The sequence below is a fragment of the Pseudomonas sp. EA_65y_Pfl1_P113 genome (assembly GCF_963970525.1).
Taxonomy (GTDB): Bacteria; Pseudomonadota; Gammaproteobacteria; order Pseudomonadales; family Pseudomonadaceae; genus Aquipseudomonas; species Aquipseudomonas tritici.
This window is the reverse complement of record NZ_CAXAQM010000053.1, coordinates 16,094-32,756: the sequence shown is the minus strand read 5'-3', so window position 1 is coordinate 32,756 and position 16,663 is coordinate 16,094. Positions and strand designations below refer to the sequence as shown.

Below are 16,663 nucleotides of genomic sequence, written 5' to 3'. Positions count from 1 at the left end.
CTCAGTAGTGAAACGATGCATCGCCGATGGTAGTGTGGGGTTTCCCCATGTGAGAGTAGGTCATCGTCAAGATTAAATTCCGAAACCCCTGTTTGCTAACGCAAACAGGGGTTTTGTTTTGGGCGGTCGAAAAGACATCTACATCCCAATTCCGCCAATAACTGTCCACAGTGCTAAAGTCGCACCCTCGATTTTGCTTTTCCCAAGGAAGCCGTTATGCCGGATGCGACGTCCCTCAGCGCTGGATTCATGGTGGTTCACGGCAATCGCCTGGATGAACTGCGCAGCCTGGTGGTCAGCTGGATGCGCCGCTACCCCCTGGCGCCCCTGGAAAACGAAATCGCCCTGGTGCAAAGCAACGGCATCGCTCAATGGCTCAAGTTGGCCCTGGCTGAAGATCCGGAAGAGGACGACATGGGCGGCTGCGGTATCGCTGCAGCAATTGACGTGCAACTGCCCGGTAGCTTCATGTGGCAGCTCTACCGCATGGTCCTTGGCCGTGACGAAATCCCACCCCAGTCCCTGCTCGATAAGGCCCCCCTGACGTGGCGCCTGATGCGCCTGCTCCCAGAGCTTATCGATCAGCCACACTTCGAACCGTTGCAGCGCTTCCTCACCCACGACACCGACTTGCGTAAACGCTACCAACTCGCCGAGCGCCTGGCTGACTTGTTCGACCAATACCAGGTCTACCGCGCCGACTGGCTGGAAGACTGGGCTGCCGGCCGCCACCAACTGCGTAACGGCCGAGGCGACGCCAAACCGCTCAATCCTGCTAACTGCTGGCAAGCCGAACTGTGGCGCGCACTGCTGTTGGATGTCGGTGAAGAAGGCATGGCCGAAAGCCGCGCAGGCGTCCACCAACGCTTCATCGAACGCATCAATACGCTCGAAAGCGCCCCATCAGGGCTGCCATCCCGAGTCATTGTTTTCGGAATCTCCTCGTTGCCAGCACAGGCGCTGGAAGCCCTTGCCGGGCTCGCACGATTCAGCCAAGTCCTGCTTTGCGTACACAACCCGTGTCGCCATCATTGGTCCGACATCGTCGCCGACAAAGACCTGCTGCGTAACGAATACAAACGCCAAGCGCGTAAATCCGGCATGCCGGTCAGTATCGATCCACAAACGCTGCACCAGCACGCCCACCCGCTACTGGCTGCCTGGGGCAAACAAGGCCGTGACTACATCAGCTTGCTAGACAGCTACGATGACCCCAACAGCTACCGTGCAGCGTTCCGCGATGGTCGTATCGACCTGTTCAGTGACAGCGATCCCACCACGCTGCTCAATCAGCTCCAGGACGATATCCTCGAACTGCGCCCACTCAATGAAACCCGCGAACTATGGCCTGCCGTCGATCTGGAGCGAGATACCTCAATCCGCTTCCACATCGCTCACAGCGCTCAACGCGAAGTAGAAATCCTCCACGACCAACTGCTCCAACGGTTTAGCGCCGACCCCACGCTGCGTCCCAGGGACATCATCGTCATGGTCCCCTACGTCGACAGTTACGCGCCGCATATCCGCGCCGTGTTCGGCCAGCTTGAGCGCAACGACCCGCGCTTCATCCCATTCACCCTGACTGACCAAGGCCAGCGCGGCCGCGACCCTCTGCTGATCGCCGTCGAACATCTGCTGAAACTCCCCGACAGCCGCTTCCCTGTCAGCGAAATCCTCGATCTGCTTGACGTTCCTGCCCTGCGCGAACGCTTCGCCATCAAGGAACGCGACCTGCCCACACTGCACCGCTGGATTGAAGGCGCCGGCATCCGCTGGGGCCTCAACGCCGAACAGCGCGCAGGCCTGGGCCTGCCCACGGATCTGGAACAAAACAGTTGGCGTTTCGGCCTACGCCGCATGTTGCTCGGTTACGCCGTAGGCACCGGCGCCGCGTGCGACGGCATCGAGCCCTACGACGAAATCGGTGGTCTCGACGCCGCCCTGATCGGCCCGCTGGTCGCCTTACTCGACGCACTCAGTGACGCCCATCAAGCGCTGTCGCACCCCGCGCCTCCGCAGACGTGGGGCGAACGCCTGCAACGCCTGATGCAACTGTTCTTTCTGCCGAGCAGCGAACACGACGACTACCTGTTGGGCCAACTTGAACAACTCCGAGAGGCCTGGCTGGAAACCTGCGAGTCCGTGGGCCTACAAGACGAGTTACCGCTCACCGTAGTCCGTGAAGCCTGGCTGGCTGGCCTGGACCAAGGGCGCCTGTCCCAGCGCTTTCTCGCCGGGGCTGTTAATTTCTGCACCCTGATGCCCATGCGCGCGATCCCGTTCAAGCTCGTTTGCCTGCTCGGCATGAACGACGGCGATTACCCCCGCGCCCAACCACCGCTGGACTTCGACCTGATGGGCAGTGATTACCGCCCCGGCGACCGTTCACGCCGTGAAGACGATCGGTACCTGCTGCTCGAAGCCCTGCTTTCAGCGCGTGACCAGCTCTACATCAGTTGGGTGGGTCGCAGCATCCGCGACAATAGCGATCGTCCTGCCTCGGTATTGATCGGCCAACTGCGCGACCATCTCGCCAGCGGCTGGCATCACGCAAACAGCGATGAAGCGCTTATCGAAGCCATGACCCAAGAGCATCCGCTGCAACCGTTCAGCGCCCGCTACTTCCATGAGGGCGACGCGCTGTTCAGCTTCGCCCGCGAATGGCAATTGCTTCACGTAGCCTGCGACGCGCCCTCAACAGAACACGACCTGCCACCGCACGAACAGGAAGAGCCTTTGAGCCTCGGCCAGTTACAAGACTTCCTGCGCAACCCGGCCAAACACTTCTTTAGCCAACGTCTGAAAGTATTCTTCGAAGCCGCCGAAGTGCCGTTGGCCGACGAAGAGCCCTTTGTCCTCGACGCACTGCAACGCTATAGCCTGAGTGACAGCTTGCTGAACGCTGCACTCACTAACCCCGATCATCTCGACCAGGCCCTGAACGCCCAGGCCTTGCGACTGCAAGGCAGTGGCCTGTTGCCCATGGTCGGTTTCGGCGAATGCCTCCGCAACGAACTGATGGAGCCTTTACCCGACCTTCTGCAACGCTATCGACAATTGTTGGCTCTCTGGCCCACCCAACATACTGGCGCCGAACCTGTCAGTTTTGAACATGAGGGTGTTCAGTTGGAAGGCTGGATCAGCGGTCTGCATCGACGCAGTGATGGCGGGTTGCTAAGCGTCACCACCATTCCCAACAGCATTGGTTCGATCAAGACCCGCAAGTGGCATCGCCTTATCCGCCCTTGGGTCAATCACGTGGTTGCCTGCGCTTGCGGCCTGCCGTTAAGCACCGGCTTGGTGGCTAGCGACGACACGTTGCTCCTGCCGCCTCTGGATAAATCCATCGCACAGGAAATCCTCGGCAACTTGCTGCTCGCCTGGCACGCAGGCATGAGTAAACCGTTACCCGTAGCTGTCAAAACCGCCTTCGCCTGGCTCGGTCAAACCGATCCTGCCAAGGCCCAGGCGGCCGCCAGTAAAGCCTACGAAGGCGACGGCCTGACCTCCGACGGCGAGCGTCGCGAAACCCCAGCGCTCACTCGGCAATTCCCCGACTACGCCGCGCTCATCGCCAGCGAAGAATTCGAAGGTTGGTGCGAAACCCTCTATCGCCCGCTGATCAACGCCCCATGGCGATCACTCACAGGTGAGGAGGCCGGCGCATGACCAGCAAACCTTTAGCCCTTGCCTTCCCGCTCAAGGGCAGCCAGCTGATTGAAGCCAGCGCCGGTACCGGCAAGACGTTCACTATCTCTGCCCTCTACCTGCGCCTTGTCCTCGGCCACGGTGGCGAAGCGTCCGGCTTTGGTCGCGAGCTGTTGCCGCCGCAAATCCTGGTAGTGACATTCACTGACGCCGCCACCAAAGAGCTGCGCGAACGCATCCGCATTCGTCTTGCCGAGGCCGCGCGGTTCTTCCGCGAAGAAATTGAACAGCCTGACGCCCTGATCGCTGATCTGCGCGACGAGTATCCACCCGAACAGTGGCCCGCCTGTGCCAACCGCCTGGACATCGCCGCGCAATGGATGGACGAAGCCGCCGTCTCGACGATCCACAGTTGGTGCCAGCGCATGCTGCGCGAACACGCCTTCGACAGCGGTAGCCTGTTCACCCAGACCCTGGAAACCGACCACAGCGACCTGCTCGGTGAGGTGCTGCGCGACTACTGGCGGTTGTTTTGCTACCCGATGCACGACGACGCGCTCAACTGGGTACGCAACAACTGGGGCGGTCCCGCCGCATTGATGCCGCGAGTCCGCGCGTTGTTCGGCAGCGAACGGCCCACCGATGAAGTCCGCGAGCCCGCCGAGCTGATCAACGCCTGCCTGCAAGAGCGCCGTGAAGCGCTCACACAGCTCAAAGCCCCCTGGCAACAATGGGCCGTCGAGCTACGCGACATCTGCCTGCAAGCCGTGGCCGCCAAAGCCGTCGACGGCCGCAAGATGCAAGCGCGTTACTTCGAGCCGTGGTTCGAAAAGATCGGCGCCTGGGCTGCTGACGACACTCTCGAACAACTCGATATCGGTACTGGCTTCACCCGCCTCACGCCCGACGGCATGGCCGAAGCCTGGAAGGGCGAGCCGCCCCAGCATCCTGGCATTGACGCCATGGCCGGTCTAAAGTCGGCCCTCGATGCGTTGCCGACCCCCGAGGCCGCTGTGTTGCAACACGCCGCCGGCTGGGTGGGCAAACGCTTCGAAGAAGAAAAACGCCGCCGCGCCGAAATGGGCTTCGACGACATGCTCATCCGCCTCAACGCCGCGCTGAAAGCTGACGGCGGCGAACGTCTGGCCAGTGTCATCCGCGAGCAATTCCCGGTGGCTCTGATCGACGAGTTCCAGGACACCGACCCGGTGCAGTACAGCATCTTCGACAGCATCTACCGCATCGAAGAAAACCACCTCGACAGTGGTCTGTTTCTGATCGGCGACCCCAAGCAAGCGATCTACGCCTTCCGTGGCGCTGACATTTACACTTACTTGCGCGCTCGTCAGTCCACCACCGGCCGCCACCACACGCTGGGCACCAACTTCCGCTCCAGCCATGCGATGGTCGAGGCAGTGAACCACGTGTTCCAGCGCGCAGAAAAAGGCCGTGGCGCGTTCCTGTTCCGCGAACCGGATGGCCAGAATCCGGTGCCGTTCCACTCGGTGCTGTCCCAAGGCCGCAAGGAACGATTGCAGGTTAGTGGCCAAACGCTGCCGGCGATGAATCTCTGGCATTTGCCCACCGAGCAGCCGGTTTCCAACCTGGTTTACCGTCAGCAATTGGCTGCCGCCTGTGCCACACAGATTGTTGAATTGCTCAACGGCGGACAGCAAGGCACAGCCGGTTTCCTACAGCCGGACGCGAGCTTCAACGGCGTGCTTCCGTCAGATATCGCCATCCTCGTTCGCGACGGCAAGGAAGCTCAAGCCGTGCGGTCTGAACTGGCAGCGCGTGGCGTGCGCAGTGTGTACCTGTCCGACAAAGACTCGGTCTTCGCCGCCCAGGAAGCCCACGACCTGCTGGCCTGGCTCAAGGCCTGCGCCGAGCCGGATGTTGAGCGCCCGCTGCGCGCAGCCCTGGCTTGCGTCACCCTGAACCTGTCACTGCCGGAACTGGAGCGCCTGAACCAGGACGAACTCGCATGGGAAAGCCGCGTCATGCAGTTCCGTGGCTATCGCGTGATCTGGCGCACCCAAGGTGTGCTGCCGATGCTGCGTCGCCTGCTCCACGATTTTAAACTGCCGCAAACCCTGATCGCGCGCAGTGACGGCGAACGTGTGCTGACCAACCTGCTGCATCTCAGCGAACTGCTGCAACAGGCCGCATCGGAACTGGACGGCGAACAGGCGCTGATCCGCCACTTGGCCGAACACCTGGCGCTGTCGGGCCAGGCGGGTGAGGAACAAATCCTGCGCCTGGAAAGTGATGAACAATTGGTCAAGGTGGTGACTATCCACAAGTCCAAGGGCCTGGAATACGACTTGGTCTTCCTGCCTTTCATCTGCTCAGCCAAACCAGTCGATGGCAGCCGTTTGCCCCTTCACTACCACGATGAACACGGCAAGTCGCAGGTCAGTCTGCGTCCGACCGCTGAGTTGATCGCCCAGGCCGACAACGAGCGTCTGGCCGAAGACCTGCGCCTGTTCTATGTCGCCCTGACCCGCGCCAAGCATGCGTGCTGGCTCGGCATCGCCGACCTCAAGCGTGGCAACAGCAATAGCTCCGTGCTGCACTTGTCGGCGTTGGGCTATTTGCTTGGCGCGGGTGCGTCGCTGGGAGAGTCCGCGGGTCTGGCGCGCTGGTTGTTGGATCTGCAAGAGGGTTGCACCGCAATCCACTATGCCCACGTGCCCGACGCGCAAGACATCATCTTCCACCCGCCGCGCAACGAAGCCCTGCTTAGAGCGCCCTTGCTGCCCAAACGCAAAGCGGCCGAAAACTGGTGGATCGCCTCCTACAGCGCCTTGCGCATTGGCGACAGCATGAGTGCCGCCAGTCTCGAAGCGCCGGAAAGCGCACAAGCCCAGAAGCTGTTCGATGACGAACGCCTCGACCCGGACGCACCCCGCGAGGTGGCGGCGTCCGGCGGCGACATTCACCGGTTCCCACGTGGCCCGAACCCTGGGACCTTTCTCCACGGTCTGCTGGAGTGGGCGGGGGAGGAGGGCTTCAACGTCACCCCCGAGGCTATCGAAAAAGCAGTAGGGGCTCGTTGCAATCGCCGCAACTGGGAAGGTTGGATCGTCACCCTCAGCAGTTGGCTGGGCCACTTGCTGCAAGCGGCGCTGCCTGTGGACAACAACCATGTCAGCCTGAAAAGCCTGCAGCATTACCAGGTCGAAATGGAGTTCTGGTTCGCCAGCCATAAAGTCGACGTACTCGCCCTCGACAAACTGGTGTGCCAGTACACCCACAACGGCGTTTCCCGCGTCGCCGCCGAACCCGTGCTGCTCAACGGTATGTTCAAGGGCTTTATCGATTTGACGTTCGAACATGACGGCCGCTATTACGTGGCCGACTACAAATCCAACTGGCTCGGCCCCGACGATTCGGCCTACACACAGGACGCCATGGAACAGTCGATCCTCGAGCATCGGTACGACCTGCAATACGTACTTTACCTGCTGGCCCTGCACCGCCAACTCAAGGCGCGCCTGCCGGACTACGACTACGACCGCCATGTCGGCGGTGCGCTTTACCTGTTCCTGCGCGGCACCCAGTCCGTTAGCCAGGGCGCGTATTTCACCCGGCCACCACGGGAACTGATCGAAGGCCTGGACCTGCTGTTCCAGGGCAAGCCTATCCCGCCCAAGGTTGAGCCCGCCTGGGAACAAGGAGTGCTGCTATGAGCCTGTCGCCGTTACCGCTTGAGGACCTGATGCCTCTCAGCCGTGCCAATGACCTGGTGCAACTGCTGGAGCGTTGGGTGGATCGCGGTTGGTTGCGCGCCCTGGACAAAGCCTTCGTCGGCTTCCTGCACGAACTTGATCCGGACGCTGACCCGCTGGTGCTGCTGGCCGCTGCGCTGACCAGCCATCAATTGGGCCATGGTCATGTTTGCCTCGACCTGTTCGAAACCCTCAAGGCGCCGGATTTCGCTCTATCCTTGCCGCCTGAAGGCGACCAGCAAACCGGTGCCATGTTGCTGCCGTCGCAATTGCTTGATGGCCTCGACGGCGCCCATTGGTGCCATGCGCTGGCCGCCAGCCATCTGGTCGCGTTGGCAATTGATGGCAGCGAGGCCGCCCAGCGTCGCCCATTGGTCCTGTCCGGCAAGCGCCTGTACCTGCGCCGCTACTGGACCTACGAGCGACGCATCGACACAGCCTTGCGGCTGCGTCTCGCCAGCCAGGAAAGTGTCGCCGCCGATTTGCCGCAGCGCCTGAACAACCTGTTCGACCAACCCCCGCCCGATGGCGTGATCGACTGGCAGAAACTTGCCTGCGCCCTGGCCACTCGCGGTGCATTCAGTATCGTCACTGGCGGCCCCGGCACTGGCAAGACCACCACCGTGGTGCGCCTGCTCGCGCTGTTGCAGGCGCCGGCGGTGGAAACTGGCAGTCCATTGCGCATTCGCCTGGCTGCGCCCACCGGCAAGGCCGCTGCACGCCTCACCGAGTCCATCAGCCAGCAAGTGCTGTCGCTGAAAGTGCCGGACAACGTGAAGGAAAAAATCCCGACTCAGGTCACCACCGTTCACCGCTTGCTCGGCAGTCGCCCGGGCACGCGGCATTTTCGTCATCACATCGGCAACCCGTTGCCCTTGGATGTGCTGGTGGTGGACGAAGCCTCGATGATCGACCTGGAAATGATGGCCAACCTGCTCGACGCCTTGGCGCCCCATGCGCGTCTGGTATTGCTCGGTGACAAAGACCAACTCGCGTCGGTGGAAGCGGGCGCTGTTCTCGGTGATTTGTGCCGAGACGCCGAAGCCGGCTTTTATAACGCCCAGACCCACCAATGGCTGCAAGCCGTCAGTGGCGAAGACCTCAGCACCAGTGGCCTGCAGGCAGACCTCGACGGCAACCATCCCCTGGCCCAGCAAGTGGTGATGCTGCGTTACTCGCGACGTTTTGGCGAAGGCAGTGGCATCGGCCAACTGGCGCGCTGGGTCAATCAGCAAAACGCTGAGGAAGCCCGCAAACTGCTGACGGCACGCAGCCACAGTGACCTGTTCTGCCTCAGCCTGAAGGGCGAGCACGACCACGCCCTCGAGCGTCTGGTCCTGGACGGGCAGGGCAGCGACGGCGCCCAAGGTTACCGTTACTACCTCAACCTGCTGCAAAGCGCGCGTCCATCTCCCGACACCCCACGTGAAGCCCCCGCCTGGACCCACTGGGCGCAACAACTGCTGCAAGCCTTCGACGCTTTCCAACTGCTCTGCGCGGTCCGCAAAGGCCCTTGGGGTGTGGAAGGCCTGAATCTGCGCATCACCGCAGCCTTGCGCAAGGTGCGGCTGGTAGAGGGTGACGAGCAATGGTACGAAGGCCGCCCGGTGCTCATGACCCGCAACGATTACGGGCTGGGCTTGATGAACGGCGACATCGGCATCGCCCTCAAATTGCCCGAAAGCGATGGCGGCCCGCAGGTACTGCGCGTGGCCTTCCCACGTAACGATGGTCAGCGCGGCGTACGCTTTGTGCTGCCCAGCCGTCTGAATGATGTGGAAACCGTGTACGCCATGACCGTGCATAAATCCCAGGGCTCTGAGTTCACCCACACGGCATTGATCCTGCCGGATGCGCTCAACCCGGTGCTCACCAAAGAACTGATCTACACCGGCATCACCCGGGCCAAGCGCTGGTTCAGCCTGATCGAACCGCGTGGTGGCGTGTTTGAAGAAGCGGTAAGGCGCAAGGTCAAGCGCCTGAGTGGGTTGATGCTTGAACTGGGGCACGAATCAGAAAAAGCTGACTGACAGGTCATGCAATATTTCTTATTCAGGCGTCTGATTTTTCTGAAAAAAGAGCGGGCCACGTGAAGACCCATTCCGCTGAGGGGTTCCACCACTGTGCTATCGTTGCGGCATGATCTGAAAAAAACTGAGAGTGTCTCTGCATGAACATGGCTGTCTCGCCCACAGAGCGCAGTTTGAGCTGGAGACGCATGTTGCTGGTGGCGGCCCTGTGCGTGCTCGCACCATGCGCCTTCGCCCAGGCGCCCGAGCCCATTGACCTTGCCGCCCACCGTGCCCAAGCGGTCACCCAGGTGGTGCTCGGTATCCTCAGTTATGCGCGCTGGCCGGCTGAGCCTGCGCAATTGCGCCTGTGTATCGTCGGCCCGACCCAATACACCGACGACCTGGTCAAAGGCACCACCCAGGCCACCGGCCGTCCGGTCGTGGTGCAGCGCCTGCTGGCCAGCCATCCTGATATCGTCGACGCCTGCGATGCGGTGTACATCGGCAAACTCAGTGCCGACGAGCGCAGCCAGCTGTTTACCTCATTGATCGGCCACCCGGTGCTTAGCATCAGCGAAGGCGGTGACGAGTGCACCGTGGGCAGCCTGTTCTGCCTGCGGGTGAGTGATGAGCAAGTGTCATTCGACGTCAATCTCGACTCCGTCGCCCGCAGTGGCGTACGTATTCACCCCAGCGTGCTGCAGTTGTCACGTCGCCGAGCGCCCGCGCCATGAAGGCCGATAAAGTGCGACCGACGCTGCGCTCGGTCATCGGCCGGGGGCACCTGATCCTGGCGCTGGTCGCGGTGATCCTGGCCAGTGTTTCCCTGACGCTGCTCGGCGTGCTGGCGCTGAGGGTCTACGCCGAACACAACCTGCACCTGATCGCGCGCTCTATCAGCTACACCGTTGAGGCGGCGGTGGTGTTCAACGACAGCGCGGCGGCCACCGAGGCCCTTAGCCTGATTGCCTCCACCGAAGAGGTGGCGCGGGCAGACGTCTTCGATATCAACGGCAGGTTGTTGGCGCAGTGGATACGTCCGGAAACGGGCATGCTTTCGCGAGTTGAATTGGCGCTGGCGCATACCTTGCTCGAACAACCCATCAGCCAGCCGATTCTGCATCAAGGTCGCGCCGTCGGCAGCGTTAATCTCACCGGTCACGGCGGTAGTCTGCTGCGGTTCCTGCTCAGCGGGCTGGCTGGAATTCTCATGTGCACCGCGCTCAGCGCGTGGGTCGCCCTGCACCTTGCGCGACGCTTGTTACGTGGCATTACAGGTCCCCTGCAAAGCCTTGCCGCCGTGGCCCATGCCGCTCGCAGCGAACGTGACTTCGACCGCCGCGTACCGCCGGCGCAAATCGCTGAGCTCGACAGCCTGGGCAGTGACTTCAATGCCTTGCTCGGCGAGATGGAAGCCTGGCAAAGCCACCTGCAGAGCGAAAACGAATTCCTCGCCCACCAGGCCAACCACGACAGCCTCACCGGTTTGCCCAACCGGGCGTTCTTCGAAGGCCGTCTGATTCGTGCTCTGCGCAGCGCCGCCAAGGCCAAAGAGCAAGTGGCGGTGCTCTACCTCGACAGCGACCGCTTCAAAGAGGTCAATGACAGCTTTGGTCATGCCGCCGGCGATGCCGTCCTCGTGGCCGTCGCCCAGCGTGTGCGTGCGCAATTGCGTGAAGATGACCTGGTAGCGCGCCTGGGGGGGGATGAGTTCGCCGTCCTGCTGGCGCCGTTGCACGAGGTGGCAGACGCTAAGCGTATCGCCGACAAGATCATTGCCAGCATGGACCTGCCGATCCCCGTGCCCGGCAATACCGAGGTATTGACCTCCCTCAGTATCGGCATCGCCATCTACCCCGATCATGGTGCCACCCCCGGCACCCTGCTCAATGCGGCCGACGCGGCGATGTACCAGGCCAAGCGCCTGTCCTCGGGCGGCCAGCACACGGCGGAGTCGGAGCACGCCGCCGTCAATCTTCAACACAGGAGTTGACCCCTTGTTCACCACCGCTCGTTTTATGTTTATCACCCTGCTGATGGCACTGCTCGCCCTCGGCGGCTGTCAGACGCCCCCACCCAAAGGCCTGACCCCGGCGCAGGTCGCGGTCCTCAAGCTGCAAGGCTTTGAAATGACCGACGAAGGCTGGTCATTCGGCCTGTCCGGCAAAGTGCTGTTTGGCAGCGATGTCGAGACCCTCAACCAACCCAGCACCGACATCGTCCAGCGCATCGGCAAGGCCCTGCTTGGCGTAGGTATCGAACGCGTTCGTGTCGATGGCCACACCGATGCGTCTGGCAAGGAAACCTACAACCAACAACTGTCCCTGCGTCGTGCCAAAAGCGTGGCCACGGTGCTGACCGGCGTGGGCATGAAAGAAGAAAACATCCAGCTACGCGGCTTGGGCAGTAGCAAACCGGTAGCCTCCAATGACACCGCTGAAGGGCGCACCGAGAATCGGCGGGTGTCGATTGTTGTGATCGCGGATTGAGCCCGTCCCGCCGACCTCAATGTGAAACCCCATCAACTGTGGGAGCTGGCCGGCGATAGCGGTGTCTCAGTACTGGATGTACTGACGGACATACTGCCATCGCAGGCAAGCCAGCTCCCACAGTGGGTTTTGCGGTGCCTTGCTACAGCGTTCGCTTAGCGGCCCGGTGTCATCGCCTGCGTTGACGCACCATCACCGTATCTCAGCAAAGACCGTCAAGCATGTTTCCTGTAGGAGAAGTCTGCCATGACGAATCTTGATGGCTAGGCTGACGAGGTTTCGCTTTTTCGCAAAGGGTGGGCTTAGTTAAATGGCCGCTCGAACTAACCACCGTAAAGGACTGCGATGAGCATAAACGTCAGTAATTTCCGCCAGGAAGTTTCTAAAACTAGACTTTCAAACATTGCTTTTGACGAGCTGTTGAGCGCAAGAGAGTTGTTCGAGTCTGAGCGTCAGGGAATTCGATTCGATACCAACGCCGCGCACATCAATCCTCTACACTTACCCGTCCTGAATAGGGAGCTAGATAGAATCCGAACCATGATCGATCATGAAAGCCATATCTTGATTCTTGATGGCTTTAAGGTCGACAAACTTTCGATTTTCAAGTCGCTGATATGGACATTTGGCTCTCTACTCGGTGTGCCAATGGTGCAGAACCATCTCGGTCATAAGGTGATTGAGGTTTATGACAGGGGCGGTAAGAGCATTGAGGACGGTGCGAGATACCATCAAACCCGCCAAGGTGCCTATGTGCACAACGATGGAGTGAGCGACCCGTTGCCTATCGATTACTTGATCCTGGCTTGCGGACAAAAAGCGCTTTTGGGAGGTGAGAGTATTCTGATTGATGCAAGCGCGGTATACGCGGAGCTGATGGCGTTTCCAGAAATATTGGAAGAGCTTAAGTGCGACTTCTTTTTTGAAAACCGCGGTATGTCAGATGAGGAACAGTTGTTCAAAGCACCTATTCTGAGCTTCTCCAATGAAGGTATTCCGCTGATCAGATACTTTCGCGTCTACATTGAGTCCGCTCACCTTAAAGCGGGAGTGCCATTAACAGTGGCCCCATCCCAAGCGCTAGACTTTCTTGACACCGCTCTCGATCAGTCATCGGTTCAGCATCGAGTGTTGCTGGAACCAGGGCAGGTACTCATTTCAGCCGATAACAAGTTTCTCCACACCCGCACGCACTTTATAGATATGAATACTCCACGTTGCGTGATTGATGATGCGAAGTCCTTGAACGATCTAAATCGCTACTTGCTACGGATGTGGTTGCGCAAGCAGTGATGCCCCGATGCTCATAACTTACATCCCCCCCACTATCCGCCATAAGCCGAACCCCATGGACAACTCCGATATCGCGATCACGCTGGTCCTGATCTCTGCCTTTATGCATGCCACTTGGAACGCCGTAGTCCGCGCCGGTAGCAGTCGCTTCATGACCTTGGCCATGGTGGATGGCACCGCGCTGGTGATATGCCTGTTGGCGTTGCCGCTTGTCAGTGTGCCCAGCCTGGAGGTAGGGGGTTATATCCTCGTCTCCGTGGTACTCAATACGGTCTATCGGTTATTTCTGATCAAAGCTTACGAAACGGGTGACTTCGGTCAGGTTTATCCGGTGATGCGTGGGGTACCGCCGGTATTTGTCGCATTGTTTTCCTACTTTCTGTTGCATGAACAGTTGTCACTGCTGGCGCTGGTGGGGGGGGCGCTGATATGTGTGGGAATTATCAGCCTGACCTTTGTGCGCAGGATGACGGCGCAGATGTTCAAGCCGATTCTGATGGCGGTGTGTGCTGGAGCATTTATCGCGTCTTACACGGTAGTGGACGCCAAAGGTGTAAGAGCCAGTGAGACGGTGCTGCAGTACATCATCTACCTGACGGTGTTCCAGAGTATTCCGATCCCACTGCTGGCGTTTTCCAAAGAGCGCTCGGCTTTGGCTCAAGCGATACGTGGGCATTGGCGAGTTGGCCTATTAGGCGGCGTTTTTTACTTGGCGTCCTACGCACTGGTGTTGTTTGCGTTGTCGCTGGACGCGGTGGCCAAGGTCTCAGCGCTGCGGGAAACCAGTGTTATTATCGGCGCCATTATTGCCGCGCTGTTCTTTCATGAACGGTTCGGTTGGCGACGGATGCTGTCGGCATTCGTCATTGTTAGCGGGATCATCTTGATCAAAGTGAGCACCTGATGGCTCAGCGTCCGCCTCCCACACCGATGCTTCAAGCGTTCGTCAGCGCTGCGCAAACCGGTAGTTTTGCGCGTGCGGCGTCTGAGCTTAACCTCACTGCCAGCGCCATTAGTCATCAAATTGCAGGCCTGGAGGAATGGTGGGGCGTGCAGTTGTTTGAGCGGCATTCACGCGGCGTCAAGCTGACCCAGGCGGGGCAAGCCTTGTTGCCGGTTACCGATGGTTTTTTCAAGGCGCTGGATGGGGTACTGCAATCTCTCAACCCCGGTAAATCCCGACCGTTGTACCTCTCATGCACGTCTTCTCTCTGTTCGACGTGGCTAATCCCCAGGATGCATGGGTCGCACACAGAGGCCTCGTTCAACCTTGATCTGGTGTTGACTAGCGCCGATATGAACAGCACCAGCCTGGAAGCTCATCAATACGATGTCGCGGTGGTGATGGGGTACGGCGATTATCCGGATCACCATGTTGAACTGCTGATGTGCGACGCAGTATTTCCCGTTTGCTCGCCGGAATTTCTACGGTTGAAGGGGGATATTTCACTGGAGGATGTCGCCCGGTACCCGCTGATTCATCGAGTGGACGATCAGGTGTGTCCGGGGTGGGAAAGTTGGTTTGCGTTTCAAGGGCTGGCGGCACCTCCTTATCACCATGGGCCACGATTTCCGGATTCGAGCTTGGCGATCAGCCTGGCGGTGAAGGGCACAGGCATCGCACTGGGCAGGACTGCGTTGGTATACGACCAATTGGAAGACGGCGCGTTGGTTGCGTTGAAAAGCCCCGCGATGATGTCGCCAGCGGCGTACTACATCATTTGTCGAAACGGGCGGCAATTAGAGCCGGATATCGCTCGGCTGATTGAATGGCTCAAGACCAGAGCGAGTAAGTTTCTGCGCGAAGTTCGGGCTCGGTATCCGCAAATTGCCGGGGCTGGTGCGGTTTAAATGTAGGAAGGAGCAAGGCTCCTCCCGCATTCGAACGGTATTTGCTTATCGGCCCGGTGTCATCGCCTGCGTCAGGTCATCCACCACGGCCTTGCCCATTTCACACAGGTAATGCGCAGCCCATGCGTAGTGCTCGCGGCGTACATCCATGGCGGCTTCCATCGCGAGTTTCTTGGAGTAAAAAAGTAGGGTGGAGGCGTGTTCCAAAGCTTCCTCAATCGGCATGCCGGAGTTGACGCGGAACAGGGTTTTTTCGTTTTCGCCGTAGTCGCCGAATGTGACTACGCCGAGGGTGGTGATGGAGGAACGCGGTGGGTCGGGGACGATTCTAGTCATGATTCATACCTGGGAGTTTTAGGAACCACCCATTCATGTCGCTAAACATGAAAGGGTGGCAGCTGTACGCAGGTTAGCGAACCGGACCCAGGACCCGGCAGACCCGAGGGTCTCCCACGCACAGCCGCCATAACACGAGAACGACGAGCACGAAGCTCTTGCCGTTGGAGGCTGTGTCCGGGTTCGGGTCGCTAAACCCGTTCGCTGATGTCAGCGAAGTACGGAGGCTAATGACTCGAACCCTACGGCACAATAGGCCGGAGATTCTCTAGGAAACGTCCTGCAAATTAAAGCGAATCGTCGTTGATGGCGCTTTAATCCGCAAACCTAATCTCCCGCGTCTCCCCCATCAACAACCCCTGATTCTGCTCCGTCACTTCCCTGATGTAATCCCACAACAACGTAATCCGCTTCAGCTTCCTCAAGTCCTCCCGGCAATACATCCAGAACTGCCGCGTAATCGCAATCTGCTCCCCCAACACCGGCAGCAACCGCGGATCCTGCGCCGCCAGAAAGCACGGCAATATCGCCATCGACCGCCCCTGTTGCGCCGCCACGTACTGCGCGATCACGCTGGTACTGCGCAAACTGGCGCTGGCGCCGGGCACCACATTCGCCAGGTAAAGCAGTTCCGAACTGAACGCCAGGTCATCCACGTAGCTGATGAAAGGATGCTCAGCCAAATCCGCCGGGCGTTGTATCGGCGGGTGTTGATCGAGGTATTCCTGGGTCGCGTACAGCTGCAGTTTGTAATCACACAGTTTGCAGCACACATAGGGCCCGTGTTCCGGGCGCTCCAGGGCGATGACGATATCGGCTTCGCGCTTGGACAGGCTAATGAAGTGGGGCAGGGGCAGGATATCCACTGAGATCGCCGGGTAGGTGTCGACGAAGTGGCTCAATTGCGGGGTGACGAAAAAGCTGCCGAAGCCTTCGGTGCAGCCCATGCGCACATGGCCGGACAGTGCCACGCCGGAGCCGGACACCTGTTCGCAGGCCATATGCAGGGTGCTTTCGATGGACTCCGCATAGCCCAGTAAACGCTGGCCCTCGGGGGTGAGGACGAAACCGTTGGTCCGGGATTTTTCGAAGAGCAGGGTACCGAGTGACATTTCCAGCGAACTGATGCGCCGTGACACGGTGGTGTAGTCCACCGCCAGGCGCTTGGCGGCGACGCTGGCCTTGCGGGTGCGGGCCACCTCAAGGAAAAACTTCAGGTCATCCCAGTTCAGGGAGCCCAGTGACGTGATGTTTTTTTGCATATTGGTCCGGCTTTTATGTGCGTTCTTATTAGAGATTTGCA

The 16,663-nt window shown here is 59.9% G+C and carries 11 protein-coding genes; 9 read left to right on the top strand and 2 right to left on the bottom strand.

All coding sequences use genetic code 11. The annotated features are described in order from the left end of the window. Window positions 1-216: 216 nt before the first annotated feature. The 9 genes from recC to AACY52_RS27185 all read left to right on the top strand — a co-directional run bounded on the left by recC (window position 217) and on the right by AACY52_RS27185 (window position 15,024). Window positions 217-3,669 carry an exodeoxyribonuclease V subunit gamma gene (gene recC, locus AACY52_RS27225; protein WP_339427503.1) on the top strand — a complete coding sequence of 1,151 codons (3,453 nt, stop codon included), beginning with the start codon at window positions 217-219 and terminating at the stop codon, window positions 3,667-3,669. Further along, on the top strand, window positions 3,666-7,340 hold the full coding sequence (recB, locus tag AACY52_RS27220) for an exodeoxyribonuclease V subunit beta (protein ID WP_339420509.1): 3,675 nt from the start codon (window positions 3,666-3,668) through the stop codon (window positions 7,338-7,340). The genes recC and recB overlap by 4 nt, the downstream gene beginning before the upstream one ends. Then, the gene (gene recD, locus AACY52_RS27215; RefSeq protein ID WP_339456585.1) at window positions 7,337-9,409 is read left to right on the top strand and encodes an exodeoxyribonuclease V subunit alpha; all 2,073 of its coding nucleotides are present in this window, start codon (window positions 7,337-7,339) and stop codon (window positions 9,407-9,409) included. The genes recB and recD overlap by 4 nt, the downstream gene beginning before the upstream one ends. Before the next feature lie 140 nt (window positions 9,410-9,549). After that, complete coding sequence (locus AACY52_RS27210; protein WP_339560997.1) at window positions 9,550-10,125, top strand: YfiR family protein; 576 nt, start codon at window positions 9,550-9,552, stop codon at window positions 10,123-10,125. Next, window positions 10,122-11,384 carry a diguanylate cyclase domain-containing protein gene (locus AACY52_RS27205; RefSeq protein ID WP_339420512.1) on the top strand — a complete coding sequence of 421 codons (1,263 nt, stop codon included), beginning with the start codon at window positions 10,122-10,124 and terminating at the stop codon, window positions 11,382-11,384. Before AACY52_RS27210 ends, AACY52_RS27205 begins: the two co-directional genes overlap by 4 nt. A gap of 4 nt (window positions 11,385-11,388) precedes the next feature. After that, the gene (locus AACY52_RS27200) at window positions 11,389-11,880 is read left to right on the top strand and encodes an OmpA family protein (RefSeq protein ID WP_339437470.1); all 492 of its coding nucleotides are present in this window, start codon (window positions 11,389-11,391) and stop codon (window positions 11,878-11,880) included. Window positions 11,881-12,225: 345 nt separating this feature from the next. Further along, window positions 12,226-13,173, top strand: a complete 948-nt coding sequence (locus AACY52_RS27195; RefSeq protein ID WP_339420514.1) for a TauD/TfdA family dioxygenase — start codon at window positions 12,226-12,228, stop codon at window positions 13,171-13,173. A gap of 55 nt (window positions 13,174-13,228) precedes the next feature. After that, entirely contained in the window at window positions 13,229-14,077 is an 849-nt protein-coding gene (locus AACY52_RS27190) for an EamA family transporter (RefSeq protein WP_339437468.1), read from the top strand. Continuing rightward, window positions 14,077-15,024, top strand: coding sequence for a LysR substrate-binding domain-containing protein (locus AACY52_RS27185; RefSeq protein ID WP_339438159.1), 948 nt, complete (start codon window positions 14,077-14,079; stop codon window positions 15,022-15,024). Before AACY52_RS27190 ends, AACY52_RS27185 begins: the two co-directional genes overlap by 1 nt. A 45-nt stretch (window positions 15,025-15,069) precedes the next feature. Here the strand turns inward: AACY52_RS27185 and AACY52_RS27180 are convergent, their stop codons facing one another. Then, window positions 15,070-15,360 (bottom strand): DUF3077 domain-containing protein, encoded by a 291-nt coding sequence (locus AACY52_RS27180; protein WP_339560996.1) that lies wholly within the window; start codon window positions 15,358-15,360, stop codon window positions 15,070-15,072. Window positions 15,361-15,674: 314 nt separating this feature from the next. Beyond that, on the bottom strand, window positions 15,675-16,622 hold the full coding sequence (locus AACY52_RS27175; RefSeq protein WP_339420518.1) for a LysR family transcriptional regulator: 948 nt from the start codon (window positions 16,620-16,622) through the stop codon (window positions 15,675-15,677). Window positions 16,623-16,663 lie beyond the last annotated feature (41 nt).

Bases quoted from the DNA above. Each gene is read 5' to 3' on its own strand.
- recD (WP_339456585.1), top strand. From the start codon at position 7,337: ATGAGCCTGTCGCCGTTACCGCTTGAGGACCTGATGCCTCTCAGCCGT.
- recC (WP_339427503.1), top strand. From the start codon at position 217: ATGCCGGATGCGACGTCCCTCAGCGCTGGATTCATGGTGGTTCACGGC.
- AACY52_RS27175 (WP_339420518.1), bottom strand. From the start codon at position 16,622: ATGCAAAAAAACATCACGTCACTGGGCTCCCTGAACTGGGATGACCTG.
- AACY52_RS27195 (WP_339420514.1), top strand. From the start codon at position 12,226: ATGAGCATAAACGTCAGTAATTTCCGCCAGGAAGTTTCTAAAACTAGA.
- AACY52_RS27205 (WP_339420512.1), top strand. From the start codon at position 10,122: ATGAAGGCCGATAAAGTGCGACCGACGCTGCGCTCGGTCATCGGCCGG.
- AACY52_RS27185 (WP_339438159.1), top strand. From the start codon at position 14,077: ATGGCTCAGCGTCCGCCTCCCACACCGATGCTTCAAGCGTTCGTCAGC.
- recB (WP_339420509.1), top strand. From the start codon at position 3,666: ATGACCAGCAAACCTTTAGCCCTTGCCTTCCCGCTCAAGGGCAGCCAG.
- AACY52_RS27190 (WP_339437468.1), top strand. From the start codon at position 13,229: ATGGACAACTCCGATATCGCGATCACGCTGGTCCTGATCTCTGCCTTT.
- AACY52_RS27180 (WP_339560996.1), bottom strand. From the start codon at position 15,360: ATGACTAGAATCGTCCCCGACCCACCGCGTTCCTCCATCACCACCCTC.
- AACY52_RS27210 (WP_339560997.1), top strand. From the start codon at position 9,550: ATGAACATGGCTGTCTCGCCCACAGAGCGCAGTTTGAGCTGGAGACGC.